The sequence below is a fragment of the Paracoccus sp. TRP genome (genome assembly GCF_000185925.1).
In the GTDB taxonomy this organism is placed as follows: domain Bacteria; phylum Pseudomonadota; class Alphaproteobacteria; order Rhodobacterales; family Rhodobacteraceae; genus Paracoccus; species Paracoccus kondratievae.
On record NZ_AEPN01000005.1, the window covers coordinates 36,720 to 59,892 of the forward strand.

General features: G+C 64.5%; 24 protein-coding genes and 1 pseudogene. 8 read left to right on the top strand and 17 right to left on the bottom strand.

Annotation, left to right across the window (positions count from 1 at the left end):
- Position 1: 1 nt before the first annotated feature.
- Entirely contained in the window at positions 2-610 is a 609-nt protein-coding gene (gene rimP / locus PARACOCCUSGL_RS0104505) for a ribosome maturation factor RimP (RefSeq protein ID WP_010393537.1), read from the bottom strand.
- 160 nt (positions 611-770) lie between these two features.
- Positions 771-1,757 (bottom strand): prolyl aminopeptidase, encoded by a 987-nt coding sequence (gene pip / locus PARACOCCUSGL_RS0104510; protein WP_029371505.1) that lies wholly within the window; start codon positions 1,755-1,757, stop codon positions 771-773.
- A 51-nt stretch (positions 1,758-1,808) separates the two neighbouring features.
- On the opposite strand from pip, the gene ubiG reads away from it, so the two are divergent.
- On the top strand, positions 1,809-2,570 hold the full coding sequence (gene ubiG / locus PARACOCCUSGL_RS0104515) for a bifunctional 2-polyprenyl-6-hydroxyphenol methylase/3-demethylubiquinol 3-O-methyltransferase UbiG (RefSeq protein ID WP_010393540.1): 762 nt from the start codon (positions 1,809-1,811) through the stop codon (positions 2,568-2,570).
- Between the two features lie 14 nt (positions 2,571-2,584).
- Here the strand turns inward: ubiG and PARACOCCUSGL_RS20265 are convergent, their stop codons facing one another.
- From PARACOCCUSGL_RS20265 to PARACOCCUSGL_RS20270, 4 genes and pseudogenes are all read right to left on the bottom strand, one after another.
- On the bottom strand, positions 2,585-3,094 hold the full coding sequence (locus PARACOCCUSGL_RS20265; RefSeq protein WP_010393541.1) for a MarR family winged helix-turn-helix transcriptional regulator: 510 nt from the start codon (positions 3,092-3,094) through the stop codon (positions 2,585-2,587).
- Positions 3,091-3,942, bottom strand: coding sequence for a carbon-nitrogen hydrolase family protein (locus PARACOCCUSGL_RS0104525; RefSeq protein WP_010393542.1), 852 nt, complete (start codon positions 3,940-3,942; stop codon positions 3,091-3,093). The genes PARACOCCUSGL_RS20265 and PARACOCCUSGL_RS0104525 overlap by 4 nt, the downstream gene beginning before the upstream one ends.
- Entirely contained in the window at positions 3,939-4,202 is a 264-nt protein-coding gene (grxC, locus tag PARACOCCUSGL_RS0104530) for a glutaredoxin 3 (RefSeq protein WP_010393543.1), read from the bottom strand. Before grxC ends, PARACOCCUSGL_RS0104525 begins: the two co-directional genes overlap by 4 nt.
- A gap of 35 nt (positions 4,203-4,237) precedes the next feature.
- Positions 4,238-4,968: pseudogene (locus PARACOCCUSGL_RS20270) on the bottom strand (double zinc ribbon domain-containing protein).
- Positions 4,969-4,999: 31 nt separating this feature from the next.
- Here PARACOCCUSGL_RS20270 and PARACOCCUSGL_RS0104540 point away from each other — a divergent pair.
- Entirely contained in the window at positions 5,000-5,839 is an 840-nt protein-coding gene (locus PARACOCCUSGL_RS0104540) for a methyltransferase domain-containing protein (RefSeq protein WP_010393545.1), read from the top strand.
- A complete protein-coding gene (gene hemH, locus PARACOCCUSGL_RS0104545) occupies positions 5,836-6,867 on the top strand; it encodes a ferrochelatase (protein WP_010393547.1) in 1,032 nt (343 codons plus the stop codon). The genes PARACOCCUSGL_RS0104540 and hemH overlap by 4 nt, the downstream gene beginning before the upstream one ends.
- Before the next feature lie 103 nt (positions 6,868-6,970).
- Here hemH and PARACOCCUSGL_RS0104550 read toward each other — a convergent pair whose 3' ends face one another.
- On the bottom strand, positions 6,971-7,624 hold the full coding sequence (locus tag PARACOCCUSGL_RS0104550; RefSeq protein WP_010393551.1) for a L,D-transpeptidase: 654 nt from the start codon (positions 7,622-7,624) through the stop codon (positions 6,971-6,973).
- 229 nt (positions 7,625-7,853) lie between these two features.
- Between PARACOCCUSGL_RS0104550 and PARACOCCUSGL_RS0104555 the strand changes: the two genes are divergently transcribed.
- On the top strand, positions 7,854-8,420 hold the full coding sequence (locus PARACOCCUSGL_RS0104555) for a CAP domain-containing protein (RefSeq protein WP_010393552.1): 567 nt from the start codon (positions 7,854-7,856) through the stop codon (positions 8,418-8,420).
- A gap of 344 nt (positions 8,421-8,764) precedes the next feature.
- Here the strand turns inward: PARACOCCUSGL_RS0104555 and PARACOCCUSGL_RS0104560 are convergent, their stop codons facing one another.
- From PARACOCCUSGL_RS0104560 to PARACOCCUSGL_RS0104585, 6 genes are all read right to left on the bottom strand, one after another.
- Positions 8,765-9,280, bottom strand: a complete 516-nt coding sequence (locus tag PARACOCCUSGL_RS0104560) for a murein L,D-transpeptidase family protein (protein WP_010393556.1) — start codon at positions 9,278-9,280, stop codon at positions 8,765-8,767.
- Between the two features lie 65 nt (positions 9,281-9,345).
- Positions 9,346-10,566, bottom strand: a complete 1,221-nt coding sequence (locus tag PARACOCCUSGL_RS0104565; protein ID WP_010393560.1) for a class I SAM-dependent RNA methyltransferase — start codon at positions 10,564-10,566, stop codon at positions 9,346-9,348.
- Complete coding sequence (locus PARACOCCUSGL_RS0104570) at positions 10,563-12,419, bottom strand: ABC transporter ATP-binding protein (RefSeq protein ID WP_010393562.1); 1,857 nt, start codon at positions 12,417-12,419, stop codon at positions 10,563-10,565. Before PARACOCCUSGL_RS0104570 ends, PARACOCCUSGL_RS0104565 begins: the two co-directional genes overlap by 4 nt.
- A complete protein-coding gene (locus tag PARACOCCUSGL_RS0104575; RefSeq protein WP_010393565.1) occupies positions 12,419-13,585 on the bottom strand; it encodes a CCA tRNA nucleotidyltransferase in 1,167 nt (388 codons plus the stop codon). Before PARACOCCUSGL_RS0104575 ends, PARACOCCUSGL_RS0104570 begins: the two co-directional genes overlap by 1 nt.
- The gene (locus tag PARACOCCUSGL_RS0104580) at positions 13,582-14,172 is read right to left on the bottom strand and encodes a CoA pyrophosphatase (RefSeq protein ID WP_010393567.1); all 591 of its coding nucleotides are present in this window, start codon (positions 14,170-14,172) and stop codon (positions 13,582-13,584) included. The genes PARACOCCUSGL_RS0104575 and PARACOCCUSGL_RS0104580 overlap by 4 nt, the downstream gene beginning before the upstream one ends.
- On the bottom strand, positions 14,172-15,203 hold the full coding sequence (locus PARACOCCUSGL_RS0104585) for an Hsp33 family molecular chaperone HslO (RefSeq protein ID WP_010393568.1): 1,032 nt from the start codon (positions 15,201-15,203) through the stop codon (positions 14,172-14,174). Before PARACOCCUSGL_RS0104585 ends, PARACOCCUSGL_RS0104580 begins: the two co-directional genes overlap by 1 nt.
- 186 nt (positions 15,204-15,389) lie before the next feature.
- On the opposite strand from PARACOCCUSGL_RS0104585, the gene rpe reads away from it, so the two are divergent.
- From rpe to PARACOCCUSGL_RS0104600, 3 genes are read left to right on the top strand one after another with little or no spacing between them, the layout of a single operon-like run.
- Entirely contained in the window at positions 15,390-16,082 is a 693-nt protein-coding gene (gene rpe / locus PARACOCCUSGL_RS0104590; RefSeq protein WP_010393570.1) for a ribulose-phosphate 3-epimerase, read from the top strand.
- On the top strand, positions 16,079-17,278 hold the full coding sequence (locus PARACOCCUSGL_RS0104595; RefSeq protein WP_010393572.1) for a 3-deoxy-D-manno-octulosonic acid transferase: 1,200 nt from the start codon (positions 16,079-16,081) through the stop codon (positions 17,276-17,278). Before rpe ends, PARACOCCUSGL_RS0104595 begins: the two co-directional genes overlap by 4 nt.
- A 41-nt stretch (positions 17,279-17,319) precedes the next feature.
- Complete coding sequence (locus PARACOCCUSGL_RS0104600) at positions 17,320-17,739, top strand: DUF1178 family protein (RefSeq protein ID WP_010393573.1); 420 nt, start codon at positions 17,320-17,322, stop codon at positions 17,737-17,739.
- Between the two features lie 10 nt (positions 17,740-17,749).
- On the opposite strand, the gene PARACOCCUSGL_RS0104605 is transcribed toward PARACOCCUSGL_RS0104600, so the two are convergent.
- From PARACOCCUSGL_RS0104605 to PARACOCCUSGL_RS0104620, 4 genes are all read right to left on the bottom strand, one after another.
- On the bottom strand, positions 17,750-18,526 hold the full coding sequence (locus PARACOCCUSGL_RS0104605) for an ABC transporter ATP-binding protein (RefSeq protein ID WP_010393575.1): 777 nt from the start codon (positions 18,524-18,526) through the stop codon (positions 17,750-17,752).
- Positions 18,526-19,560: an iron ABC transporter permease gene (locus PARACOCCUSGL_RS0104610; protein WP_010393578.1), complete on the bottom strand. Its 1,035-nt coding sequence runs from the start codon at positions 19,558-19,560 to the stop codon at positions 18,526-18,528. Before PARACOCCUSGL_RS0104610 ends, PARACOCCUSGL_RS0104605 begins: the two co-directional genes overlap by 1 nt.
- Entirely contained in the window at positions 19,557-20,654 is a 1,098-nt protein-coding gene (locus tag PARACOCCUSGL_RS0104615; RefSeq protein ID WP_040601707.1) for an ABC transporter substrate-binding protein, read from the bottom strand. Before PARACOCCUSGL_RS0104615 ends, PARACOCCUSGL_RS0104610 begins: the two co-directional genes overlap by 4 nt.
- A gap of 70 nt (positions 20,655-20,724) precedes the next feature.
- Positions 20,725-22,131, bottom strand: a complete 1,407-nt coding sequence (locus tag PARACOCCUSGL_RS0104620) for an ATP-binding protein (protein WP_010393583.1) — start codon at positions 22,129-22,131, stop codon at positions 20,725-20,727.
- Between the two features lie 139 nt (positions 22,132-22,270).
- Between PARACOCCUSGL_RS0104620 and PARACOCCUSGL_RS0104625 the strand changes: the two genes are divergently transcribed.
- A complete protein-coding gene (locus tag PARACOCCUSGL_RS0104625) occupies positions 22,271-23,104 on the top strand; it encodes an alpha/beta hydrolase (RefSeq protein WP_010393585.1) in 834 nt (277 codons plus the stop codon).
- The last annotated feature ends 69 nt before the right edge of the window (positions 23,105-23,173 follow it).

A 23,173-nucleotide genomic window follows, 5' to 3' on the forward strand; every position in this document is an offset into this window, starting at 1 on the left:
CTCACTCCTTCGCGGCGGCGTTGTCTTCGCCGGCTTCCGTTTCGATCTCGTCAAAGGCGGATTCGTCCAGATTGTCGATCTGTACGCCCGCGTCCTTTTTCTGCCGTAGCATTTCGGCAATCAGTTCGTCGGTCAGGACCAGCTTTGCATCTGAAAGCCAGTCGAAATTCAGCCCGATGGTGTGGGTCTCATCACCTTCGGAGATATTAAGCAGCACCTCGTCACCCTCGACGCCCGCGAGCACGCCCTTGAAGCGCTTGCGCCCGTCGATGGGCTGGTTGGTTTCCAACCTTGCCTCATAACCTTCAAAGGTGGCGAAATCTTTAACCCGGGTCAGAGGGCGGTCGATGCCGGGGCTTGAAACCTCAAGATGATAAGCGTCCTCAAGCGGATCCTCGACATCCAGCACCGCGCTGACCGCGGTCGAAATATCGGCGCAGTCGTCGACGTTGATGCCGCCTTCCGGCCGGTCGGCCATGATCTGCAAGGTGGCGGTCTTACCGCCTTGCAGGCGGATGCGCACCAGTTCGAAACCCAGATCCTCGATGACCGGGGCGATGATCTCGGCCAGACGCCGGTCGATGGCGGTCTTGGCGATGAGGTCGGTCATTCAGTTTCCCCAAATACAAAAAACGGGCCGTGGCGGCCCGTGCGTCTTACCGGTGGGCAGGGTGTGGACGCCTGCGCCGCTGTTGAGCCGCATATAGGCCGCCCGGCACCAAATTGCAAGGGAAACCGCCGCTGGGCCGGGAAACCCCGCAAAGGGCGTGTCAGCTCTGGCGCGTTCCATCGCGCAACCCGTCCATGACCCGCACCAGTTCAGCGGCGATTCGCGGCTCGCTCAGCGCATGACCCGAGGCCGGTACCAGCCGCAATTCGGCCTTGTCCCAGCCCTCGGCCAGCTCCCACGCGGTGCTGGGGGGGCAGACCATGTCATAGCGTCCCTGCACGATCACGGCGGGGATATGTTCAATCCGGTGGCGGTTATGCAAAAGCTGCCCCTCTTCGAGAAAGCAGCCATTTGCGAAATAGTGATTCTCGAGCCGGGCAAAGGTGCGGGCGTAATCGGGGGGAGCATGGCCGGCGCCGATGATTTCAAGCCCTGCCAGAGTGTTTTCCCAGACCAGCCAGGGCATGGCAAAGCGCGTTTCCTGCCCCCGGTCGCCGCTGAACAACCGCCGGTGATAGGCGGCGATCATGTCGCCCCGCTCGGCCTCGGGGATCGGGGCCTGAAACTCGGCCCAACGGTCGGGGAAAAAGCGCGCGGCACCGCCACCGTAGAACCAGTTCAGTTCGGACCGGCGGCCAAGGAAAACGCCGCGCAGCACCATGGCCCCGACCCGGTCGGGATGGGCTTCGGCATAGGCGACGGCCAGCGTTGCGCCCCAACTGCCGCCGAACAGGGTTGCCCGTTCGATCCCAAGGGTGCTGCGGATGATCTCGATATCGGCGATCAGGTGCCGGGTCGTGTTGGCCTCGACCGAGGCATGGGGTTGCGAGCGTCCGCAGCCGCGCTGGTCAAACAGCACGACCCGGTAATACGACGGATCAAAGAAGCGCCGCATATACGGGCTGCACCCTCCGCCCGGCCCGCCATGCAGGACGATCACCGGCACCCCGTCGGGATTGCCGCTTTGTTCGACATGCAGCTGATGTCCGTCGCCAACATCCAGCACACGGCGGTCGAAGGGTTCGACCATCGCGTGCAGTCTGCCATGCGACGACATGCCGCCGATTTGCCCTGCCAATCTGTCCATGGCACCACTATATAGCGCCTCGCACGCGCCCGCCACATCAAGGACGGCCAGATGACCGAAAGACCAGATACCGCCGCCCCAAGCAGCATCGACCCCGCCGAGGTCGCCAAGTTTCAGGCCATGGCGCGGGAATGGTGGGACCCTCAGGGCAAGTTCAAGCCGTTGCATATGCTGAACCCGACCCGGCTGGAATATGTCACGACGCAAATCGCCGCCCAATTCGGCCGTGACCTGACCGGGGCCATGCCTTTTCGCGATCTGGCGATTCTTGACATCGGCTGCGGCGGCGGGCTGATGGCCGAACCTATGGCGCGGCTAGGGGCCTTGGTGACGGGGGCCGACGCGGCCGAGGGCAACATCGCCATTGCAAGCCTTCATGCCGAAGAGCAGGGGCTGCCTATCGACTATCGCGCCACCACCGCCGAGGCGCTGGCTGCCGAAGGGCTGCGTTTTGACGTGGTGATGGCGCTGGAGATCGTCGAGCATGTCGCCGACCCGGCCCAGTTCATCGCCACCTGTCGCGATCTGGTGGCGCCGGGCGGGATGCTGATCGTCTCAACCCTGAACCGCACGGCGCGCAGCTTTGCCGCCGCAATCGTCGGGGCCGAGTGGATCATGCGCTGGCTGCCCAAGGGCACGCATGACTGGCGGCGTTTTATCACCCCCGGTGAACTTGCGCAGATGACCGAGATCACAGGCCTTAGCGTTGTTGATCGCTGCGGGATGGTCTTTAACCCTCTGGGCTGGAGCTGGTCGCTGTCGCATCGCGACCTGTCGGTGAACTATGTCCTGACCGCTCTGCGCGAAGGGTGACGGGGCAAAGCGGGTCAGCGCCCTGCCGGTCCGCGATGTTCCTGTCCCAAGGTTTCCTCCAGCTGTTTGCGCAGCATGCGCAGCACCGGCAGCGCCGCACGCACCCGGTCGGCACCCACATCGCGCACCACATCGGCAATGCGCGGCATAAAGGCAGCCAGTGCCGCGTCCCGCGCCGCACGACCCGCCGGGCTGATGGCGATCAGCTTGCGCCGCGCATCGTCCCAATCGGGGCGAATATGAATATGCCCGGCCCATTCCAGCCGTGACAATGTATTGGTCATGGCGCCGCGCGTGACGTGAAAGGCTTCGGCCAGTTCGGCAGGCGTGCGCTCGACATTCAGATGGGCCAGCAGATTCAGCACCGAGAAATGCGAAATCTGCATGCCCTTGGGCAGTGCCTTGCCAATCAGATCGCGCGCCAGCTGGTCGGCGATAAACACTTCGGAAAACAGGCTGGCGGCCAGGGCCTCGGCCGAGCCGTCGGCATGCCCTTGCGGGCTGTCTTGGGTCTTATGGATCATGGGCCCGTGAAATTCCGGTCATGCGTCAGTGATGGGATGCGAGACCGTGCATCGACAACCGCCGCCGGGTCAAGCGTCACGAGAGTCACCCCCGGTTCGGTCCCGCCATCGGCGAGGACCTCGCCCCACGGGCTGACCGCCAGCGAATGGCCATAACTGCGACGGGTTGGGCGGTCCGGTTCGGCATGGGTGGCATGGGTGCCGCATTGCGCCGGTGCCAACACAAAGCTGCCTGTTTCAATGGCGCGTGCGCGCAAGAGCACCTCCCAATGCGCGGCACCGGTCGTGTCGTTGAAGGCCGCCGGAACTGTCAGGACCGTCGCCCCCGCCTTGGCGAGCGCGCGGTAAAGGTAGGGAAAGCGCAGATCGTAGCAAACCGTCATGCCGACCGGCAAAGGACCCTCTGCCAGAACTGCGCGATCTCCGGGCCGGAAAGCTGCGGATTCGCGGTAGGATTCGCGTTCTGAAACGGTCACATCGAACATGTGCAGCTTGTCATAACGGGCGCGGATGCTGCCGTCCGGTGCGATCAGAAAGCTGCGATTGGCAAAGCGGGTCTCGCCCGGCTCACCGGTCCTAAGTGACAGAGAGCCGATCAACAGCCAGATGCGCAGATCCCGCGCCTCATGACGCAGGGCGGCCAGTGTTTGGTCCTCAGCCTCGGGGCGCAGAATCATCTCTTGCCGCTCGCGACTCGCGCCAAGCAGGTTCGTCGCCTCGGGCGTCAGGACCCAGGTCGCGCCTTGTCGCGCGGCCTCGCGGATCAGGGTCCGCGTTTCGGGAAGGTTGCGCTCGGGGTCGTCCGAGACGTTCAGCTGTACGAGCCCGGCAGTGACGCCTTTGCTCATGCGGTCAGGCTCAGCAGCCCGTCCAGCCGGCCCTGACGGTCAAGCGCATGCAGATCGTCCGAGCCGCCGATATGCTGACCGTCGATAAATATCTGCGGCACCGTCCGGCGGCCCCCGGCGCGCTGGGTCATGGCCTCGCGCAGTTTGGGATCACGGCTTACATCGGTCTCTTCATAGGCGATGCCCTTGCGTTGCAGCAGCGACTTTGCCGCGTGGCAATAAGGGCAGGTGGGCGTGGTATGGATTTCGACCTTGGCCATGGATGCATCCCGATGTTCATTGTCCGGCCCCCTATCTAGGCATCCTTGACCGCCCGCGCCAGCACCAGGATGGAAAGAGGTCCCGCCCCCGCTGCGTTAAGTGCTGTCGCAGCAGCACAAAGCGTCGCACCCGAGGCCATTACGTCATCAACAAGCAGCACCGGCCGCCCCTGCAATCGTTGCGCTATCCGCGTGGGCGCAGTGATGGCGTCCTTTTGGTTGGCATAACGGTCGGTGACGCTGCGATGATCCTGCATCGGCGTATGACGCAGCCGCCGCAGCGCGCCGGGCAGAAAGTCCAGCCCATAGGCCCGGGCGACGGGCCGGGCCAGTATCTCGGCCTGATTGTATTTGCGCCTGAGCAGCCTGCGCAGCGGCACCGGAACCGGCACCACCACCATTCCCGGCTGCACCAGCGGTTCCGCCGTCCGTGCAAGCCCCCCCCAAGTGCCGGTGCCAGATCCAGCCGGTCGCCATGTTTCAGCATCAAGGCCAGCTTGCGCCCGGTACCGCGATAGACCAGTGCCGCCCGTCCGCTCTGCCATGGGCGCGGGGTGATCAGACATTCGTCGCAAGACAGCAGATCGCCAGCCTCTGTGTCCGCATCGCCAGAGTCGGGCAGGGGTGCTCCGCAGCATGTGCAGCAAGTGCCGTGAATGAAATCAGCTTCGCGCCAGCAGAGCGCACATAGCCCGCCTTCTTCGGTAACAGGAGTACCGCAGCTAAGGCATTGCGGTGGGAAACCCAGCCGCAATGCGCCTTTCATCAGGCGGCGAAGCCCCCTATGTTGCACCCCCATGATGCCTGATCGCCCCCCTTCTGTTCCCAGTCTGACCGACCGCCCGGCACTTATGCGGAACCGAATCCGCGCCCTGCGCCAGGGGCCGGCCGACTTCCTGCACCGAATCGTCGCCGACGAGATTCAGGATAGGCTTGCAGAGGTTAACAGACGGTTTAACGACATCGCTGTCGTTACCGGCTGGCCGGATTTTTGGCGGGCCGTTCTGCCCGGGGCGCGTATTGTCAGCGACGATCCCGTTCTTGATCTGCCCGAAGGTGCGCATGATCTCGTCATCCATGCCATGGCGCTGCACTGGGCCGAGGACCCCGTGGGTCAGATCGCGCAATGCGCCCGTGCCCTGCACCCGGACGGGCTGTTTATCGCTACCTGTCCGGGGGGACGCACACTGCACGAACTACGCGATTCGCTGACCCGGGCCGAGGTCGAGGTCGCAGGGGGCCTGTCGCCGCGCGTGCTGCCCATGGGCGAGATCCGCGATCTGGGCGCGCTTTTACCACGTGCCGGGCTTGCCCTGCCGGTGGCTGACCAGATCGCGCAGACGGTAAGCTATCGCAATCTGTTTCACTTGGCCCGCGATCTGCGCGCCATGGGCGAAGGCAATGCCCTGGCGCAGCGGTTGCGGCGCCCGACGCGACGAGATGTCCTGTTGCGGGCCGCCGCGCTTTATGCCGAAAACCATCCCGACCCACAGGATGGAACGCGCATCCGGGCAACCTTTGATCTGGTCTTTCTGACCGGATGGGCGCCCGACGCCAGCCAGCCAAAACCGCTTCGTCCCGGCTCGGCCAAAATGCCGCTGGCCGAAGCCCTTGCCCGCGTGAGAAAGCCCGAATGATCCCTGCCGAGCACGCCCCCGCCAGCCACCCGCAGATTCCTTCCCGCAAGATCGGCGTGCTGATCGCCAATCTGGGCACCCCCGATTCGCCTGATTACTGGTCGATGCGGCGCTATCTGAACGAGTTCCTTTCGGACAGGCGGGGGATCGATTATCCGGCGTGGAAATGGCAGCCGCTTTTGCAGGCCATCATCCTGACCAAGCGGCCTTTTACCTCTGGCGCGAACTACCGTCAGATCTGGGATTACGAAAAGAACGAAAGCCCGCTGATGACCATCACCAAAGATCAGGTCGAGGCGCTGCGCCAGCGGACAACGGCGCTGTGGGGCGACCGGGTGATGGTTGATTTTTGCATGCGCTATGGCAACCCTTCGACCTTTGACGTGGTGGATCGGATGGTCAAGGCAGGGTGCGACCGCATCCTGTTTTTCCCCCTTTACCCGCAATATGCGGGTGCGACGACCGCAACCGCGAACGACCAGTTCTTTCGCGCACTTATGCAGCAGAAGTGGCAGCCCGCTGCGCGGACCGTGCCGGCCTATTTCGACCGTCCCGACTATATCGCGGCGCTGGCCGCGTCGGTCGAGCGGACGCTGGGCGGGACCCGGCCCGGCAAGCTGGTCGCCAGCTATCACGGTATGCCGCGGCGCTATCTGCTTGAAGGCGATCCCTATCATTGCCAGTGCCAAAAGACGACGCGTCTGCTGCGTGAACATCTGGGCTGGCCCGAGGACGCCATCGACACGACCTTCCAATCGGTCTTTGGCCGCGAGGAATGGCTGCGCCCCTATACGGTCGAGCATGTGGCCGAGCTGGCAAAGCAGGGGATTACCAGGATTGCGGTGATCTCTCCGGCCTTTTCTGCCGATTGCATCGAAACGCTTGAGGAAATTCAGGGCGAGATCCGCGAAGCCTTCATCCATGCCGGGGGCGAGGAGTTCACTTATATTCCCTGCCTCAACGCCGAGCCTGACCATATCGAGGTGCTGACCACGGTGATCGGGGAAAACCTCGCGGGCTGGGTTTGACAGGGGCTGGCACCAGACGCGGTCCTGTGCGCCGCAGCGTATGAATATGCACGAAAAAAGGGGCCGAAAGGCCCCTTTTGCATTCACAGTCTTTGCTGGCCGGTCAGATCAGCAGCACCTGCGTGCCGATCGTGGTCAGATCGTAAAGCTGGGAGATGTGCTCGTTGTAAAGCCCGATGCAGCCGTTCGAGGATTTGCGGCCGATCTTGCGCGTGTCATGGGTGCCGTGGATGCGGTAATATTGCCAGCTGAGCCACAGCGCATGGGTGCCAAGCGGGTTATCGGGGCCCGGCGGCACGAAATCCGGCCATTCGGGGTTGCGCTTTTTCATCTCGGGGGTCGGAGCCCAGCTCGGCCCTTTGACCTTCTTGATGATCTCGGTCCGGCCGGTGCGGGTCAGGTCGGGGCTGACCGGGACCGAGGTCGGGAACAGTTTGTAGACCGACTGATCCTCGGACCAGTAATGCAGCGCGCGTGAGGTCAGATCGACAAGGATCGCGCCATTGGTCAGATCCTTGAAGTAGGGCTGCCAGTCCTGCATGCGGAAACTGGAGATATTGCGGCGCGAATCCTGATTCGGATCATATTGCACCATGCCCGCGTCAGGCGTGGCGCCGCCGCCCGTACCTTGCAGCGGCAGCCCGGTATAGGGGTCGATGGCCTGTGCGATGGCGGGGGCTGCCAGCCCCGTAGCGCCGAGAGCCACCGAGGCGGTCAGGAATTTCCGGCGCGAAACCGGATTTTTCGGCGTGATCATGTGTCGCTCCTGATAGTGACGGGCCGCTTGGCGCGGCCTTCTTTGCCCGAATGTGTGAATAGGTCTTGCTGGAGTCGCGATTTACGCCTGCGCCTGACGCCTTGCAATTCAAACTGGCGTCATTGTCGCAACAGAGTCGCAGCCTGTGGCTATCACGCAATCTTGGGTTTGAAGCAGCTCGCGCGCTTTTGTATGGCTGACGCAAAACCTCCTTTGGGGACAGGACATCATGTTGAAATTCGCTACCTTGGCTCTTGTGTCGGTGCTGGCCCTTTCGGCCTGCCAAAGGCCGGCCCAGCAACTGGGCCCCGACGGGCAGCCGCTGCCGGTCGCATACAAGATTACCCCGCGTGAGGCAGCGCAGATCCCCGGCCGCGTTCTGGGCCAGGTCAACTCGCTGCGCGCCAATGTCGCTGCGCCCGCGATGATCCAGAACCCGATGCTGGACGCGGCTGCCCAGGCCCATGCCCGTGACATGGCGGCACAGAACCGCGCCTGGCACTTTGGCTCGGACGGTTCGTCGCCGCTCGACCGTGTGCGGCGTCAGGGCTATTCGGGCCACCTGATCGGCGAAAACATCTCGGAGACCTATGAGAACGAGATCACCACGCTGAACGCATGGATGCAGAACCGCGACACCCGTGACGTGATCATGGACCCGCGTGCGACCGAGCTGGGCATGGGCTGGTATCAGGAACCGTCGGGCAAGATCTGGTGGGTGCTGATCACCGGCGGTGCGGGCGGCGCGTCGAATATGGTAGCCGGCAGCTTTGCTGCGCCCGGCGCCGGTATCTGATTTTCCGGGTCACCGAATCGCAAAGGGGCGGTATTGGCTGCCCCTTTTTCATGTCTCGTCGTTTGCCGATCCGCGGGGCTAGTGGATAGTGGAATACGGCTGCGTCATGTGCAGGTGACCTCCTTATCCCGACCTTGCTCATCCCCAGCGGCCTTTTTCGACCGGTGTCGACGGGACCCATCCGGCGGATCGCGCCAGGTACTTGTGGTCCGGATACATCCCGCTGCGGATCGCGCAAATAAACAGGCCCCGGATTTCCGGGGCCTTTCGCATGTCATCGTTCTTGTTTCCCGTGGGCTAGTCGGGGCTAAGGCGAGTTTTCTCCTATGCCCGGCAAGCCGCCGTTACGGGTAGAGAAAGACCGGAACGCCGGGCCTTAGCATGGTAAAGATCTCTTCGATCTCTTCATCGGTGACAGCGATACAGCCAGCGGTCCAATCCGGGCGGTTCAGTGCCCGTCCTTCGGGGCCCAGGCCGTGGATGAAGATGTCCCCGCCGGGCCTGAGTCCCATGGTAGCTGCACGTGCTACGTCCTGAGCCGAGGGGTAAGAGATGCCCACCGACAGGTGATAGCGGCTACGCGGGTTGAACCGGTCGATGAAATACATGCCCTCGGGCGTGCGCCCGTCGCCCTCGTACTGCTTGGGGCCGACCGGCTGGTTGCCAAGGTTGATCTTGTAGCTTTTGATCACTTCCTTGCCGCTGACCATATACATCTTGCGCTCACCCTTTTTCACCACAACCTGGGTGATGGGTGGCCCCTGATAGGTCTTGCTGGGTTGCAGACTGTCTCCACCGCCGCAACTGGCCACAACGGCCACTGCGACAACCGCGAAGAATGCGCGAATTGCCCGAATCATCACTGCCCTCTAAGTGCGCTATGCGCTTCGTTTTATTATGAAATACCACAAAGATTAAAAATTCGCTAGCGGCGACGAAATTCGGCGACGGTCTCGACATGCGGCGACCAGCGGAACTGATCAACGACAAAGAGCCGCGTCAAAATATAGCTGCTCTCGGCAAGAATTCGCGCATCCCTTGCGAAAGTGACGGGGTCGCAACTGACCCAGGCGAGCCGTGGAACCACGGCTCGGGCAATCTCGCGGGCCTGCGTTTCTGCACCGGCACGGGGTGGGTCGATCACGATTGCGTCATAATCCAGCTCATCAGGCAAGAGCGGACGGCGGGCCAGATCCCGAATCTCGGTCGTGATTCGGCGCAGGCCGGGGGCGCGGCGTGCGGCGGCATCCAGTGCCTTCAATGGCGCTGCCAACCCCTCGACCGCGTGCAGCATCGCTGTTTCGGCCAGGGGCAGGGTAAAGGTGCCGCAGCCCGAGAACAGATCGAGCACCCGGTCCGCATCCCCAACCATGTCGCGCACGGCGGCAAGCAGCGCGGCCTCGCCCTCGGCCGTGGCCTGCAGAAACCCGCCCGGAGGCGGCACGACCAGCGCCCGGCCCATGGGCAATGCAGGCGGCCGGCGGGTGATGCCTTGACCGTCCCAGCTTAGCCGCGCCAGATCGCCCTGATCGGCCAGCGCTGAAAGGCTTTGGAACAGACCGGGCGTCATCGGCTTGCCACCGGTGACCGCGATATCCAGCCCCGCCGGTGTCTCGGTCACTGCCAGAGAAACCTCGCCCGAGCGTGAGGCACCTGCCGTCACAAGCTGGCGCAGAAAGGGCAGGGCGGATTGGATGGCTGGGCGCAGCACATGACAATCTGCGATATCGACGATCACATCAGAGGCACGGGCGTGAAAGCCAAGCAGAGCGCCCTTTTTCGTCCTGCGCCCCGACAATACCGCACGGCGACGCGAGCGTGGCGGCGAAACATGAACCCCCGCAACCGGCGCAGACAGCCCCTGCGCGCGCAGCGCCTCGGTCACTACGCCGACTTTCCACGCCTTTACGAAGTTTTCCGAGCCGTGCATCAGCGAGCAGCCACCACAGGCGCGGTAATGCGGGCAGGGCGCTCGTACCCGATCGACCGAGGGCGTCACGATGCGCGGCGCGGCAATGCGGCCCTCGGCAGGGTCACCCTCAATCTCTTCTCCGGGCAGGGTCAGCGCGACAAGGGCTCGCTGATCGCCGCTGACGGCCACGCCATCGCCCTTGCGGCCCAGACGTTCAACTGTCCAGATTGTCACTCGGCTGCCTCGGCGGTCTCGTCATCATCCTCGGTGCCAAGGAAACCGCCCGACTGGCGATTCCAGTAGCGCGCATAGGTGCCGTTCAGTGCCAGCAGTTCGGCATGGGTGCCCTGTTCGACAATGCGGCCTGCCTCCAGCACCACAATGCGGTCAAGCTCGGCAATGGTCGAAAGCCTGTGCGCAATCGCCAGCACCGTCTTGCCCTGCATGGCGCGGTGCAGCGCGTCCTGAACCTGCGCCTCGACCTCGCTGTCAAGCGCGCTCGTCGCCTCGTCCAGCACAAGGATCGGGGCGTTCTTGAGCAAGGCACGGGCAAGGGCGATACGCTGGCGCTGGCCACCGGACAGTTTCACGCCCCGCTCGCCCAGATGGGCGTCATAGCCGGTGCGTCCCATATGGTCGCGCAGCGTCAGGATAAAGTCATGCGCCTCGGCGGCCTGGGCCGCAGCGACGATATCTTCTTCGCTGGCGTCAGGGCGACCGTAGAGGATGTTCTCGCGCGCCGAGCGGTTGAACATCGCGGTTTCCTGCGTGACCATGGCGATGTTGCGGCGCAGGCTTTCCTGGGTTACGGCACGCACGTCATGGCCATCCACCCGGATCGCGCCGCGATCGACGTCGTAAAGCCGCAAGAGCAGCGACACCATGGTCGATTTCCCCGCCCCCGAGGCCCCGACGATCCCCAGCTTTTCGCCCGGGGCGATATGCAGATCAAGATCGCGGATGCCCCCCTTGTCGCGACCATAGGCGAAATCGACATGGTCAAAGTCGATGCCGCCCCGGACTCGGCCCAGAGAGATGGCATCGGAAGCATCCGTCAGGGCATGGGGCGGCGCAAGGGTCTGCATCCCGTCCTCGACCTCACCGATGCTGCCCCAGACGCCCATCAGGGCCATGCTGACCCAGCCGGTCATCTGCGCCAGCCGCATGGCGATGGCGCCGGCGGCGGTGATGTCGCCTGCCGTTGCAAGCCCCTGTCGCCACAAAAGGATGCTGCCCCCGACGAGAATCACCGGCAGCGCACCCGCGATGGTCATCAGCGACAGCCGGAACCAGGTCGAGACGCGGCCGAAATCCAGTGCCCGTTCGCGGAAACCGGCCATGGCGCCAAGCGCGGCGCGGTCCTCGTGTTCGGCATGGGCGAAAAGCTTGACGGTCTTGATATTGGTGATCGTATCGACGACCTGTCCCGTGACCATGGCACGGGCCGAGGCACGGCTGGCCGAGCGTGAGCGGATGCGGGGCAGGAAAAAGCGGATCAGCAGCAGATAAGAGCCCAGCCAGACAATCAGCGCCAGTGCCCCCCATCCGTCGACCGAGACCAGAAACGCGGCCGAGCCGATCACCGAGGCCAGCGCAAAAGCGACCACGTTCACGAATTCGGTTGCGACATCGGTCACTGCGCGCGCGGTTTGCATCTGCTTTTGTGCAATGCGCCCGGCAAAGTCGTTGTCAAAAAAGGTGACCGCGTGGCCCATCGTCCAGCGATGCAACCGCGACAACACCAGCGGCAGGATGTTCGGGCCAATGATGACGCTGGAGCTGGCGGTCGAAAGGCCAAAGATCGCCGGACGAATCAGCAGGAAAAAGGCGACAAAGCCAAGGATCAGCCCGCCCTGATCGGCCCAGATCCGGTCGACGGGGGTCGAGATGACTGCATCGACCACCCAGCCCAGCATCACCGCCGAGACGACATCGGCAATCCCGCCAAGCGCCGAGGCAATCGCCGCGACCGTCAGCCCCGGCCAAGCCCCCGAGAGGCACCAGCGGAAAAAGGCCAGCAGGCTGCGCGGCGGCGGACCTTCGGCGGGGCGGAAAGCATCAATCATGCGGGCAAAAAATTCGTGCATCAGCTTCCGGCCTCTGGTTGCAGTGCGATTTGCAACAGCGCCTCGCGCGGCAGGGTGAAATCGCTGTCGATGTAGGCGGCCTCGGCGCGACGCAGCGCCTGACCCAATGCGGGGCCTGAAAGCTGGGGCATCAGGTCGCGGGCGGTCAGTGGGAATTTTGCCTCGGCCCCGCGCGCAAGCCGATGGCACCAGCCAAAGGGCGGAGTTTCACCCCGGGCCGCCCGGATCAGCACCGATTGCGCGGCGACGGCGCGGCCAAAATGATAGGCGGCGACCGGGGCGGGCATGGTCAGGGCCTGTGCGATCTGGTCTTGCGTCCGCGTCTCGTCCCGCGACAGGCGCAGCGCCTCGGCCGCGTCCGGGGGGGCAAGCAACGCCAGGCGGCGCGGCCAGGCGGTCAGCGCGCCGGTGCCGTATTCATGCTCGGCCTCGACCAACTCGGGCAGGTCGCTGGCATCGGCACCGGGCAGGACCTGTGTCAGCACCCCGGTTTCCGTCATCAGCGCCACAGAGGGCGAAGGGTCGGGCGCGTTCAGCAGCCGGCGGATCTCATACCCGATCCGCTCACGCGAGATGCGGGCCAGCCCTTCACGCAGCTCACCGCAGGCGGCGACCGCCTGCAGCTCGGCCTCGCGACCATACCAGGCAAGAAAGCGAAAAAAACGCAGGATACGCAGGTAATCTTCGGAAATCCGGTCATGGGGGTCGCCGACAAAGCGCAGCCGGCGTCTGGCCAGATCCTCAAGCCCGCCGACCGGGTCCAGCACCTCGCCTGTCGAGGTGGCGTAGATCGCGTTCATGGTAAAGTCGCGACGCTGCGCGTCCTCTTCGATCCGGTCGGAATAGGCGACGACGGCGCGGCGGCCAAAAGTCTCGACATCGCGGCGAAAGCTTGTCACCTCAAAGCCGCGCCCTCCGGCGATGACGGTGATGGTGCCGTGGTCGATCCCGGTCGGGACGGTGCGCAGCCCGGCGGTTTCGGCAAGGCGAAGCGTTTCCCCGGGCCGGGCCGAGGTTGCGATATCCACATCTGCTACCGGTTCGCCCAAAAGGGCGTTACGGACCGCGCCGCCGACGATCAGCGCCTGTGCACCCTCGGCCGACAGCGCGGCCAGCACCTGTTTCAGGGCCGGATCGTCTAGAAAGGGCGCGGTCAGACGGGTCATGCAGAAAGCCTTGTCGCAAGGGAATGCAGTACGCGGGCGGTGGCGCCCCAGATATAATAGGGGCCCCAGGGAGCGACGTAATAATCGCGCCGCGCCCCGCGCCAGTGCCTGCCCTCGATACGGTAATTCGCGGGGTTGGTGATATGGGCAAAGGGGACGGTAAAGACCTCTTCGACCTCGTTCGCCTCGGGGGTGAGGGTAAAAGGGGCATGGATCAGCGCCAGCACCGGGGTCATCGCAAAGCCGGTGACGGTGCGATGCGGCGGCATGGTGCCCAGCACCTCGACCTGTGCGGGGTCAAGGCCGACTTCCTCCTGTGCCTCGCGCAGCGCGGCGGCGACCTCATCCCGGTCGTCGGGGTCGACCTTGCCGCCCGGCAGCGCGATTTGCCCGGGGTGGTAGCGCAGGCTTGAGGCCCGCTTGGTCAGGATCAACCGCCCGTTGCTGGCGTCAAACCCGGCAAGCACGCCTGCCGGGCGCAGCGCGGTTTCGGCAGCGGGGGGCGGCGCACTGGCGAAATCGTAATCTGACGAAGGCCCCGTCTGTACCGACAGGGCCTGCATCAGCTTTTCGCGCAGCGTCGCCATCAAAGCCCGGCCCGGCTTTCCCGGGCGTCGCTGTGGGGCAGAGGCTTGCCTTTGGCGTCGACCGTCGCGTCAAACCCAAGGCTTTGGGGGTCGAACTCGTAATGAGCGCCGCAGAACTGGCAATCGGCGGTCACGATCCCATCGGCATTAGTCATATGGGCGATGTCCTTGGCAGAATAGATCGACAGCGTGCCGCGCACCCGGTCGGCGCTGCACGAACAGCCAAAGACCAGATTTTGCCGGTCAAAACTGGTCGGCTCATCCTCGTGAAAGAGGCGATAGACCAGATTGGGCAGCGGCAGGGTGGGATCGACCAGCTCGATATCCTCGACCGTCGACATCAGCGTGGTGGCGCGGTTCCAGTCCTCGGACTGCGCGCCTTGCAGGATGTCGGCGGATTTGAGGTTTTCCTCCTCGGGATCAGCAGAGGCGTGGCTGGAGGCGGGCAGGGTCTGCAGCATCACGCCACCGGCGCGCCAATGCTCATCATGATGGCCGGGCAGGCGCGAGCGACCCACCGTCAGTTCAAACTGGGTGGGCAGCTGTTCGGACTGCTCGAAATAGGTCTGCGCACAGGCGGCAAGCGACCCGCCGGCCAAAGGAGTCAGCCCCTGATAGGGTGTCGTCCCCTGACCCTGATCGATCAGCACAGCGAAATACCCCTGACCGATCTGGTCAAAGCCGGGCCGGTCAAGCTGCAGGCGATCGGCATCAAAGCTGGCCCAGGCACGCATGCGGGCGGGACCGCCCTCGGTTTCGGGGGCGTAGTAATCGGTTGCGATGGTGCGGACGGCACCATTGCCGCGCACCTGCAGCGACAGTTTCCAGCGCAGCTTGATAGTCTGGCCGATCAGCGCGGTCAGCGTGGTCAGTTCAGCCAGCACGGCGCTGACGGGCACCGGATAGTCGTGGCGAGACAGGATATGTTCAAGAACCGGCCCAAGACGCGCGATGCGGCCGCGGATGTCCGAGCGTTCAAGCTGGAAAGGCAGCACGCTGTCGTCCCAGGAAAGTTCCTTCGTTTCGGTCATTGCAAGTCCTTCGGAATGCGGAATGCGCGGGGCCGTCAGCGGCCTTGCGCCTTGGCTTCCAATATAGGCGCTGCGTGGAAAAGCCCAAGGGGCCGCGTTCCGCCTGTGGGCTTGCGACTTTCATGTGTGTTGACGGCCGGCGGGCTGGGGCGATAACCCGGACCGGCGCAATGCAGGGAGCCAGCCATGACCTTTGATCGCCGCATCAAGATCGCGCCTTCGATTCTTTCCGCGGATTTCGCCAATTTCGGCCAAGAGTGCCGCGCGGTCGAGGACCAGGGTGCCGACTGGGTCCATGTCGATGTGATGGACGGCCATTTCGTACCGAACCTGACCTTTGGTCCTGCGATGTGCAAGGCGATCCGTCCGCATATCCGCGGCGTCATGGATGTGCATCTGATGATCGCGCCGGTCGATCCCTATATCCAGGCCTTTGCCGAGGCGGGCAGCGATTTCATCACCGCCCATGTCGAGGCCGGGCCGCATATTCATCGCACGCTTCAGGCCATTCGCGGAGCGGGTGCCAGGGCGGGTCTGGCGCTGAATCCCGGCACCCCGGCCGAGGCGGCGCGGCCACTGCTTGATGATGTCGACCTGATCTGTGTGATGACCGTGAACCCCGGCTTTGGTGGGCAAAAGTTCATCCACAGCCAGATCGGAAAAGTGCGTGAACTGCGTGCCATGATCGGAGACCGCCCCGTGCATATCGAAATCGACGGTGGCGTCGATCCGACCACCGCGCCGCTGGTTGCGGCAGCGGGGGCCGATGTGCTGGTCGCGGGTTCGGCAGTGTTCCGGGGCGGCTCGGTTTCAAACGCCGCGCCCTATGGCGAGAACATCCGTGCCATCCGTGAAGCAGCCGAGGCCGCGCTGCGTTGATCTGGCGCGGCGCTACGGCGCTTGCCGGCGCGGCGCTGGGGCTGGCCGCGCCCCTTGCCGGTGCCGACTGGCGCGAACGGCTGGCCCTGTCCGGGCCAGAGGTGACGCCCGGCGGCATCTGGCTGCATGCGGCAAGTGTGGGTGAATTCAACTCGGTCCGCCTGCTGGCCGAAGAGCTTGCGCGTGGCTTTCCCCTGATGGTGACCACGAACAGCCTTACTGGCCGCGAGCTGGTGCGGGGGCTTGGCCATGCGGCTGCCCTTGCGCCACTGGACGTGCCGCAGGCTGTGGGGCGCTTTCTGGACCGGATACGGCCACGCGTTCTGGTCACGGTCGAGAATGAGCTTTGGCCCAACCGCTCGGCCATCGCGGCGGCGCGGGGGGTTGCGCAGGTGGTGGTGGGCGCGCGCATGTCGCAACGCTCGGCGCTGCGCTGGGGCAGGTTGCCGGGGCTGATCGGGCCGATGCTGCGCCGCATCGACGCGCTTTCTGCCCAAGATGCGGGTAGCGAGGCGCGGCTTCTTAAGCTTGGGCTGCCCGAGGCGGCGCTGACCCCACGCCTGAACCTCAAGCTTTTGGGTCCGGCGCGGGTCGAGCCGGGTCAGGACGGGCCAGTGCGCTGGTGTACCGTGCTGGCTGCCTCGACCCACGAGGGCGAGGAGGCGCCGATCCTTGATGCATGGCTTGCCGCGCGCGAGGCGGTGCCACAGCTGCGGCTGATCCTTGCCCCGCGCCACCCGCGGCGCGGCGATGCTGTGGCGGCCCTGATCGCGGCGCGGGGGCTGGAGTTTTCCCGGCGCAGTCAGGGTGCAACCGAAAGCGCGCCGGTGCTGCTGGCCGACACGCTGGGCGAGATGGAGCACTGGTATCACGCCGCCGGGATCTGCGTCACCGGCGGTTCTTTCGTCGAGGTGGGCGGTCATACACCATGGGAACCGGCGGCATGGCGCTGTGCCATCCTGCACGGGCCGCATGTCGAAAACCACGCTGGCGATTACGCCGATCTTGATGCAGCGGGGGCGGCAACAGGCTGTGCATCCGCCGATCTGCCACAGCGGCTGGTCCGGTTGGTGCAGGATGCCGAGGGGCAGCGCCACATGGGCGTGGCGGCGCGGGCGCTGCTGCTTGAAAGGGCTGGCAATCCCGCCACGCTTGTTACGCGGATTCGGGATCTGGCGCAGCGCGACCTTGTATAAGCCCTTTCATCCCCCGATATCTGAAGGGGAAAGGAGTCAAGATGATCCGCTACGCCCTGCGCTGTGACAAAGGCCATGATTTCGACGGCTGGTTCCGGTCCTCGGACGGGTTTGAAAGCTTGCGTTCGGCGGGTCAGATCTCTTGTACGCATTGCGGTTCGGCCAAGGTGGAAAAGGCGCTGATGGCCCCGCGTGTCGCGCAATCGCGCGACGAGGCTGCCGATCTGCACACCCCGCGCAATGAATATGAGGCCACGGTCGAAAAGCTGCGCCAGCATATCGAGAATAACTCGGATTACGTGGGCATGTCCTTTGCCTCTGAGGCCCGCGCCATGTTCGAGGGGCAGGTCCCCGAACGCGCGATCCATGGCGAGGCGCGGCTTGAGGACGCCAAAAAGCTGCTTGAGGACGGCATCCCGGTGACCCCCTTGCCCTTCCGTTCGCGCCAGCGGGCGAACTGAACCCAGCGGCTCAGGCGGGGGCGTGCTCGCCGTCGATCATTACCATGATGCGCCCGCGCGAACAGCGTTCAACCCTGGCCTCGACGCCATAGACTTCGGCCAGCAGCTCGGGGGTCAGAACCTCTTCGGGGCGTCCTTCGGCACGGGTATGGCCGCCGTGGATCAATACGATGCGGTCGGCCCATTGCGCCGCCAGCGCCAGATCATGCAGCACTGCGACAACGATCCGGCCCTCGCCTGCCAGCCGACGCAGTTCTGATAACAGACGGACCTGCCGCGCCAGATCCAGCGCGCTGGTCGGTTCGTCCAGCAGCAACAGGCGTGGGTCGCGCACGATGGCTTGCGCCAGGCTGACCATCTGGCGCTGCCCGCCTGACAGCGATGACAGGGGCTCAAGCGCCAGCGCCTCGATCCCCAGCTTGTTCAGGACTGCCATGGCCGTGGCATCGGCCTGTCGCGCGCTGACGGTTTCCCCCGAACGCAGCGCCGCGATCACGCTTTCCAGCGCCACAAGAGAAGAGCTGGCCGGCAGGCTTTGCGGCATGAAGCCGACCAGCCGGGCGCGGTCGCGCATCGGAACATGCGCAAGGTCGCTGCCGTCAAGGACTACCTTGCCACTATAGGGTTGCAGCTGGGCGATGGCGCGCAGCAGCGTGGACTTTCCTGCGGCGTTCGGTCCGGCCAGCACAGTGACTTCGCCCGGGCGCAGCAGTGGCAGATCCAGCCCCGACAGCACATTGCGTGCGCCGTAGCGGACCGAGATATTCTGTGCGAGCAACCCCTCCATCAACGCCGCCTTCCCCGCAGGATCAGCGCGAAAAAGATCGGCAACCCGATCAGAGAGGTGACCAGCCCGACCGGCAGCAGCACACCCGGCACCAGCGTCTTGCTAAGCGTCGAGGCCAGCGACATCACCAGCGCCCCGGTCAGGATGCTGGCGGGCAGAAAGACGCGGTGGTTTTCGCCGACCAGCATGCGGGCGATATGTGGCCCTGCCAGACCGACAAAGCCGATCACCCCCACCATCGACACGGCCGAGGCGGCCAGCAGGCTGACCCTGAGCAGTGTCCAGCGCCTTAGCCCGGCGACATCGACGCCAAAGCTGCGGGCCTGCGCCTCGCCCAGCCGCAGTGCGGTCAGCCTCCATGCGGCGCGGAAGGAAAAAGGTACCGTAATGGCCAGCACCAGCGCCAGCATCAGCACCCCCTGCCATTGCGCCGAGGCCAGGCTGCCCATGGTCCAGAACACCAGCTGTTGCAGCGCATCGGCCGAGGCGACAAATTGCAGCAGCGACAGCAGTGCGGCCGAGGTAAAATTCAGAGCCACCCCGAAAAGGATCAGCACCTCCGGCCCGCCGCCGCGCAGCCGGCCAAGCAATTGCAGCAGGGCAAGCGCGCCAACCGCAAAGACAAAGGCGTTGACGGAAACGCTCCAGACGGCGGGCAGGCCGGGCAGGGTCAGGCCCAGCACGATCGCCACCGCTGCGCCAAGCGCGGCCGAAGACGAAACGCCCAAGGTAAAGGATTCGGCCAGCGGGTTTTCCAGCACGGTCTGCATCTCGGCCCCGGCAAGCGCCAGCGCCGCCCCGACGAGCAAAGCCATACAGGCGACCGGCAGCCGCACATCCCAGACGATCACCTGCGTGCCGCGCCCGACCTCACCTCCGGTCAGCGCGCGCAGCGTTTCTGCCAGCGGCAGACCGGCCGGGCCGGTGACCAGATCCAACAGCAGCGCCGCCAGCGCCGCCACACCCAGAACGCCCACGAGCAGGGCGTTGCGCCGGCCTTGCCGGTGGTAAAGTTGCAGGATCGCGTCGCTCATTTTTTGGGGGCCACCCACCATGTACCCGGCACAGTGACGGGCGAGAAACGGGCGTTGATCTCGGCCAGGGTGGCGGCGGGATCGACGTCCTCGAAAAGGTCGGGATGGAAGGTTTTCGCCAGATATTCGATCAGCGCGATATGCACGGGCGAATCGTTGAAAAGATGCCAGACCCCGGCGACGCGGCCGTCCTCCACCGCCCGCAGCGAGGAAAAGCCGGGGGCCGAGATCAGCCGGTCAAAGCTGGCCTGCGCGGTCCTGGCATCGACGCCCGAGCCAAGCACAAGCCCGCCACGCGCCGCCATATGCGTGCCGCCTGTGGCGATATAGATGTCGGGATCGGCCCCGATCAGATATTCCAGACTGACATTGCCAAGCACGCCTTTCACGCTGTCATTGCCGATATTCTGGCCGCCAGCAGTGGTGATAAAGTCGTTAAACACCCCGGTTCCGACCGTTGAACAGCAGTTCACCGGCGCGGCATGGACGTGAAAGAACACGCGTGGCCGCCTGATATCCGGCGCGGCCAGCCGGTCGCGGATACGCGTCAGGCGGCTTTCGTAGAAGGTCGCGAATTCCTCGGCCCGTTCCTCGGCGCCGGTCAGTTTGCCAAGAACGCGCAGGCTGGGGATCGAATTTTCCTGGGGGTGGGAAAAGAAATCCACATAGGCAACCGGGATACCTGCGGCCTCGATTTGCTGGCGGGCGACTTCGGTGCCGGGGTCGTTGCGGTCGATCAGTGTCAGGACCACCAGATCGGGATGCAGGGCAATGATCGCCTCGGCCGAGATGTCGCGGTTGCCCGAGCCGACGGGACGGATCTCGTCAATGGCGGGGAATTTCTCGCGATAGGCCTGCATTGTCGGCTCATCCAGCGCCTTGTCCAGCCGCCAGCCCGCGACCAGCGCCACCGGATCGTCATGGATCAGCCCAAGGACGGCCAGATGACGGCCTTCGCCCAGAACGATATGCTTTGCAGGCTGGGGCAGGGTGACCTGACGCCCAATGATATCCGTGACGGTCACCTCAGCCCGGGCCGCAGCCAGCGAAGTGACCAGGGCAAGGGCGGCAAGCAGGGCGCGGGTCAGGGTCATGGGCGCATCCATTCGCAAATACCCGTGGCGCGCTGGGATTTGCTCGCCACGGGCCGGGTCAGAGGCTGTCTTAGCCTGCGGCGGGGGTGATGCGCCAGATACGGTCGCCGGCCTCGTCCCCTTCGCCTTTCGACTTGTTCACCGCCCAGATGTTGCCTTTGCCATCGGCGCGCAACTGGTTCGGCAGGCTGCCGGCGTCGATGTTGGCGACGATTTCGCCTTCGGGGCTGACGACGGCGATGGTACCGGCGCCGCGCGTGGCGACATAGGCCAGCCGCGAGACCGGCTCGAATGCGACGTTCAGCGCCCCGGCCCCCACGGCGACGTCATGCAGGACTTCGCCGGTTTCGGCCTTGATGATCAGCAGGTTGTCGGTGGCCTGCGAGGCGACAAAGATCAGCCCCTCTTTCGGGTCATAGGCCACGCCCGAGGCGGCCTTGGCGCCGGGCAGCGCGATCACCCGGACTTCGCCCGATTTCAGATCGACGATTGCTGCTTCCGGGGTGGACAGGCTGACGGTGACAAGCGTGCCGCCCTCTTCGTCGATATCCAGCGCCATGGTCGAGAACTGCTCGCCCCGGATCTGCGATTTGATGACGATAGGCTCCAGCGGTTCAAGGGTCTTGGTGTCAAAGACCTTGATCTCGGATGAGCCGGTCGAGCTGGCATAGGCGCGGCTGTTGGCCTCATCCACGATGATATCGCGGGCATGAGGAACGGCCCCCGGCTCGAATTGCTTGACCAGCGACAGGTCCGATTGCCTGTAGACTGCGGCGGTGTTCTGACGGGTATTCGTCACCCAAACATTGCCGTTTGCCTCATCGACGTCGACGCCATAGACGGCGAAAACCCCTGCGTCGCTGCCGTCTCCGCCAGCCGGAGCAGCGGCGGGTGTAACCTCGGCCTCGATCTTCAGCGTCTCGGGGTTGATCTTGACAAGTTTGGATTCCTTGACCGGGGGACGGCCGACCGCGCTGGTCACAAAGGCGGCGTTCGCGGCCTCGCTGAACTTGACCTGATAAAGGCCGCGCACCACCGGTTCGCTGGCGACCGAGAACTTGTCCGCGCCCGAGACCGGTACCTCGGGCGAGATCTTCAACTCGATCACCTTGGCCGAGGCGGGGTTTTCGGTGATGACGACGATCGGTTGCAGGCCCAGTTCGGCCTCGGCATCAATGTCCAGCGCAAAGCTGAACTTGCCCTCGGCATCGACGGTGATCGGTTCAGCGTTCAGGGTGGTCGTGCCGCGCATCAGCGTGACGGTCTGGCCGGGGATCAGGTCCTCGCCCTCGATCACTGCCTTGCCGCCTTTATAAACAGGGGCGCGGTCCACGCCGCCTGCTCCGACATAACCGGCGAAATCAACCAGCGGTTTGGTAAAGATGGTGTCGGCCAGCACCGGGCCGGACAGGACCGACAGTGCCAGCGCCGAGGCGCCCAGCATCGCGCGCAATGAGAGGCAGGAACGAATGGCCATGGGGGAACTCCTGAAAGGGATCGGGTTAGCTGACCGCTATGGCTGGCTGGTTTCGCGGGGCACCCTATATTCCTGACGGTCCTTGTCAACTAACCCAAACCACGGCACAGAGCTTTGTGAACGGAAGGATTGTCGCACCATGTCGCAGCTAGGCAAAGTCGGGCCCGAACACGCAAGAAAGCAGGCAGAGCTGCGCATATTTCAGACCGGCGCGCCAACACATGAACTTTCGCAGCGCACGGTGGCCGTTGGTCCGGGCTACCGTTTGTTTCTTGCCTTACCCAGGGGGCCAGCGCCTGTGCAGGGTTGGCCGATCCTCTACATGCTGGATGGCAATGCTGTTTTCGACTTTCTGACGGCCGAGCATTTGGCCCAGGCGCCGGGGCTGGTGATCGTCGGTGTCGGCTATGACACTGACCGGCAATTCGCGCGTGAGCTGCGGACGCAGGATTTTACCGCCCCCGACGGTCCCGGAGACGGGCTGCGCCCCGATCCCGTTCATCCCGGCCGGACGGCTGGAGGTGCGGCGATCTTTCACGATCTGCTGACCGGACCGCTGCGTGCTGCGGCCGAGGATGGCCTTGCTGTCGACCCCGCCCGCCGCACGCTCTGGGGGCACAGTTTTGGCGGGCTTTTTGCGCTTTATGCGCTGTTGGCGCGGCCCGGGGGGTTTGCGCGTTACGCCTCGATCAGCCCGTCAATCTGGTGGGATGAGGCACTGATCCGCCGTGTTGCCGCTGCTGCCGCCCCGGCCTCGCTGCCGCTGCTGGTGGCATTGGGGGATCGCGAAAAACGCTCGGGCAGTGACGGCCCGCCGCCCGATGGTCCTGCGCCTGCGACCATGCAGTTCGTTGCCGATCTTGCACAACATCCCGGGCATCGCGCGCAACTTCATGTGCTGCGCGAACATGTCCATATCCAGACCCTCGCCGGCTCGTTCCCGCTGGCTTTTCAATTCGCCGAGGCGGATTAACCGGATCTTTGGACTTTCGCGCGAATGATGGTGCGAAACGATGAGGTGATTCGGATGGGCTTGGCCGGA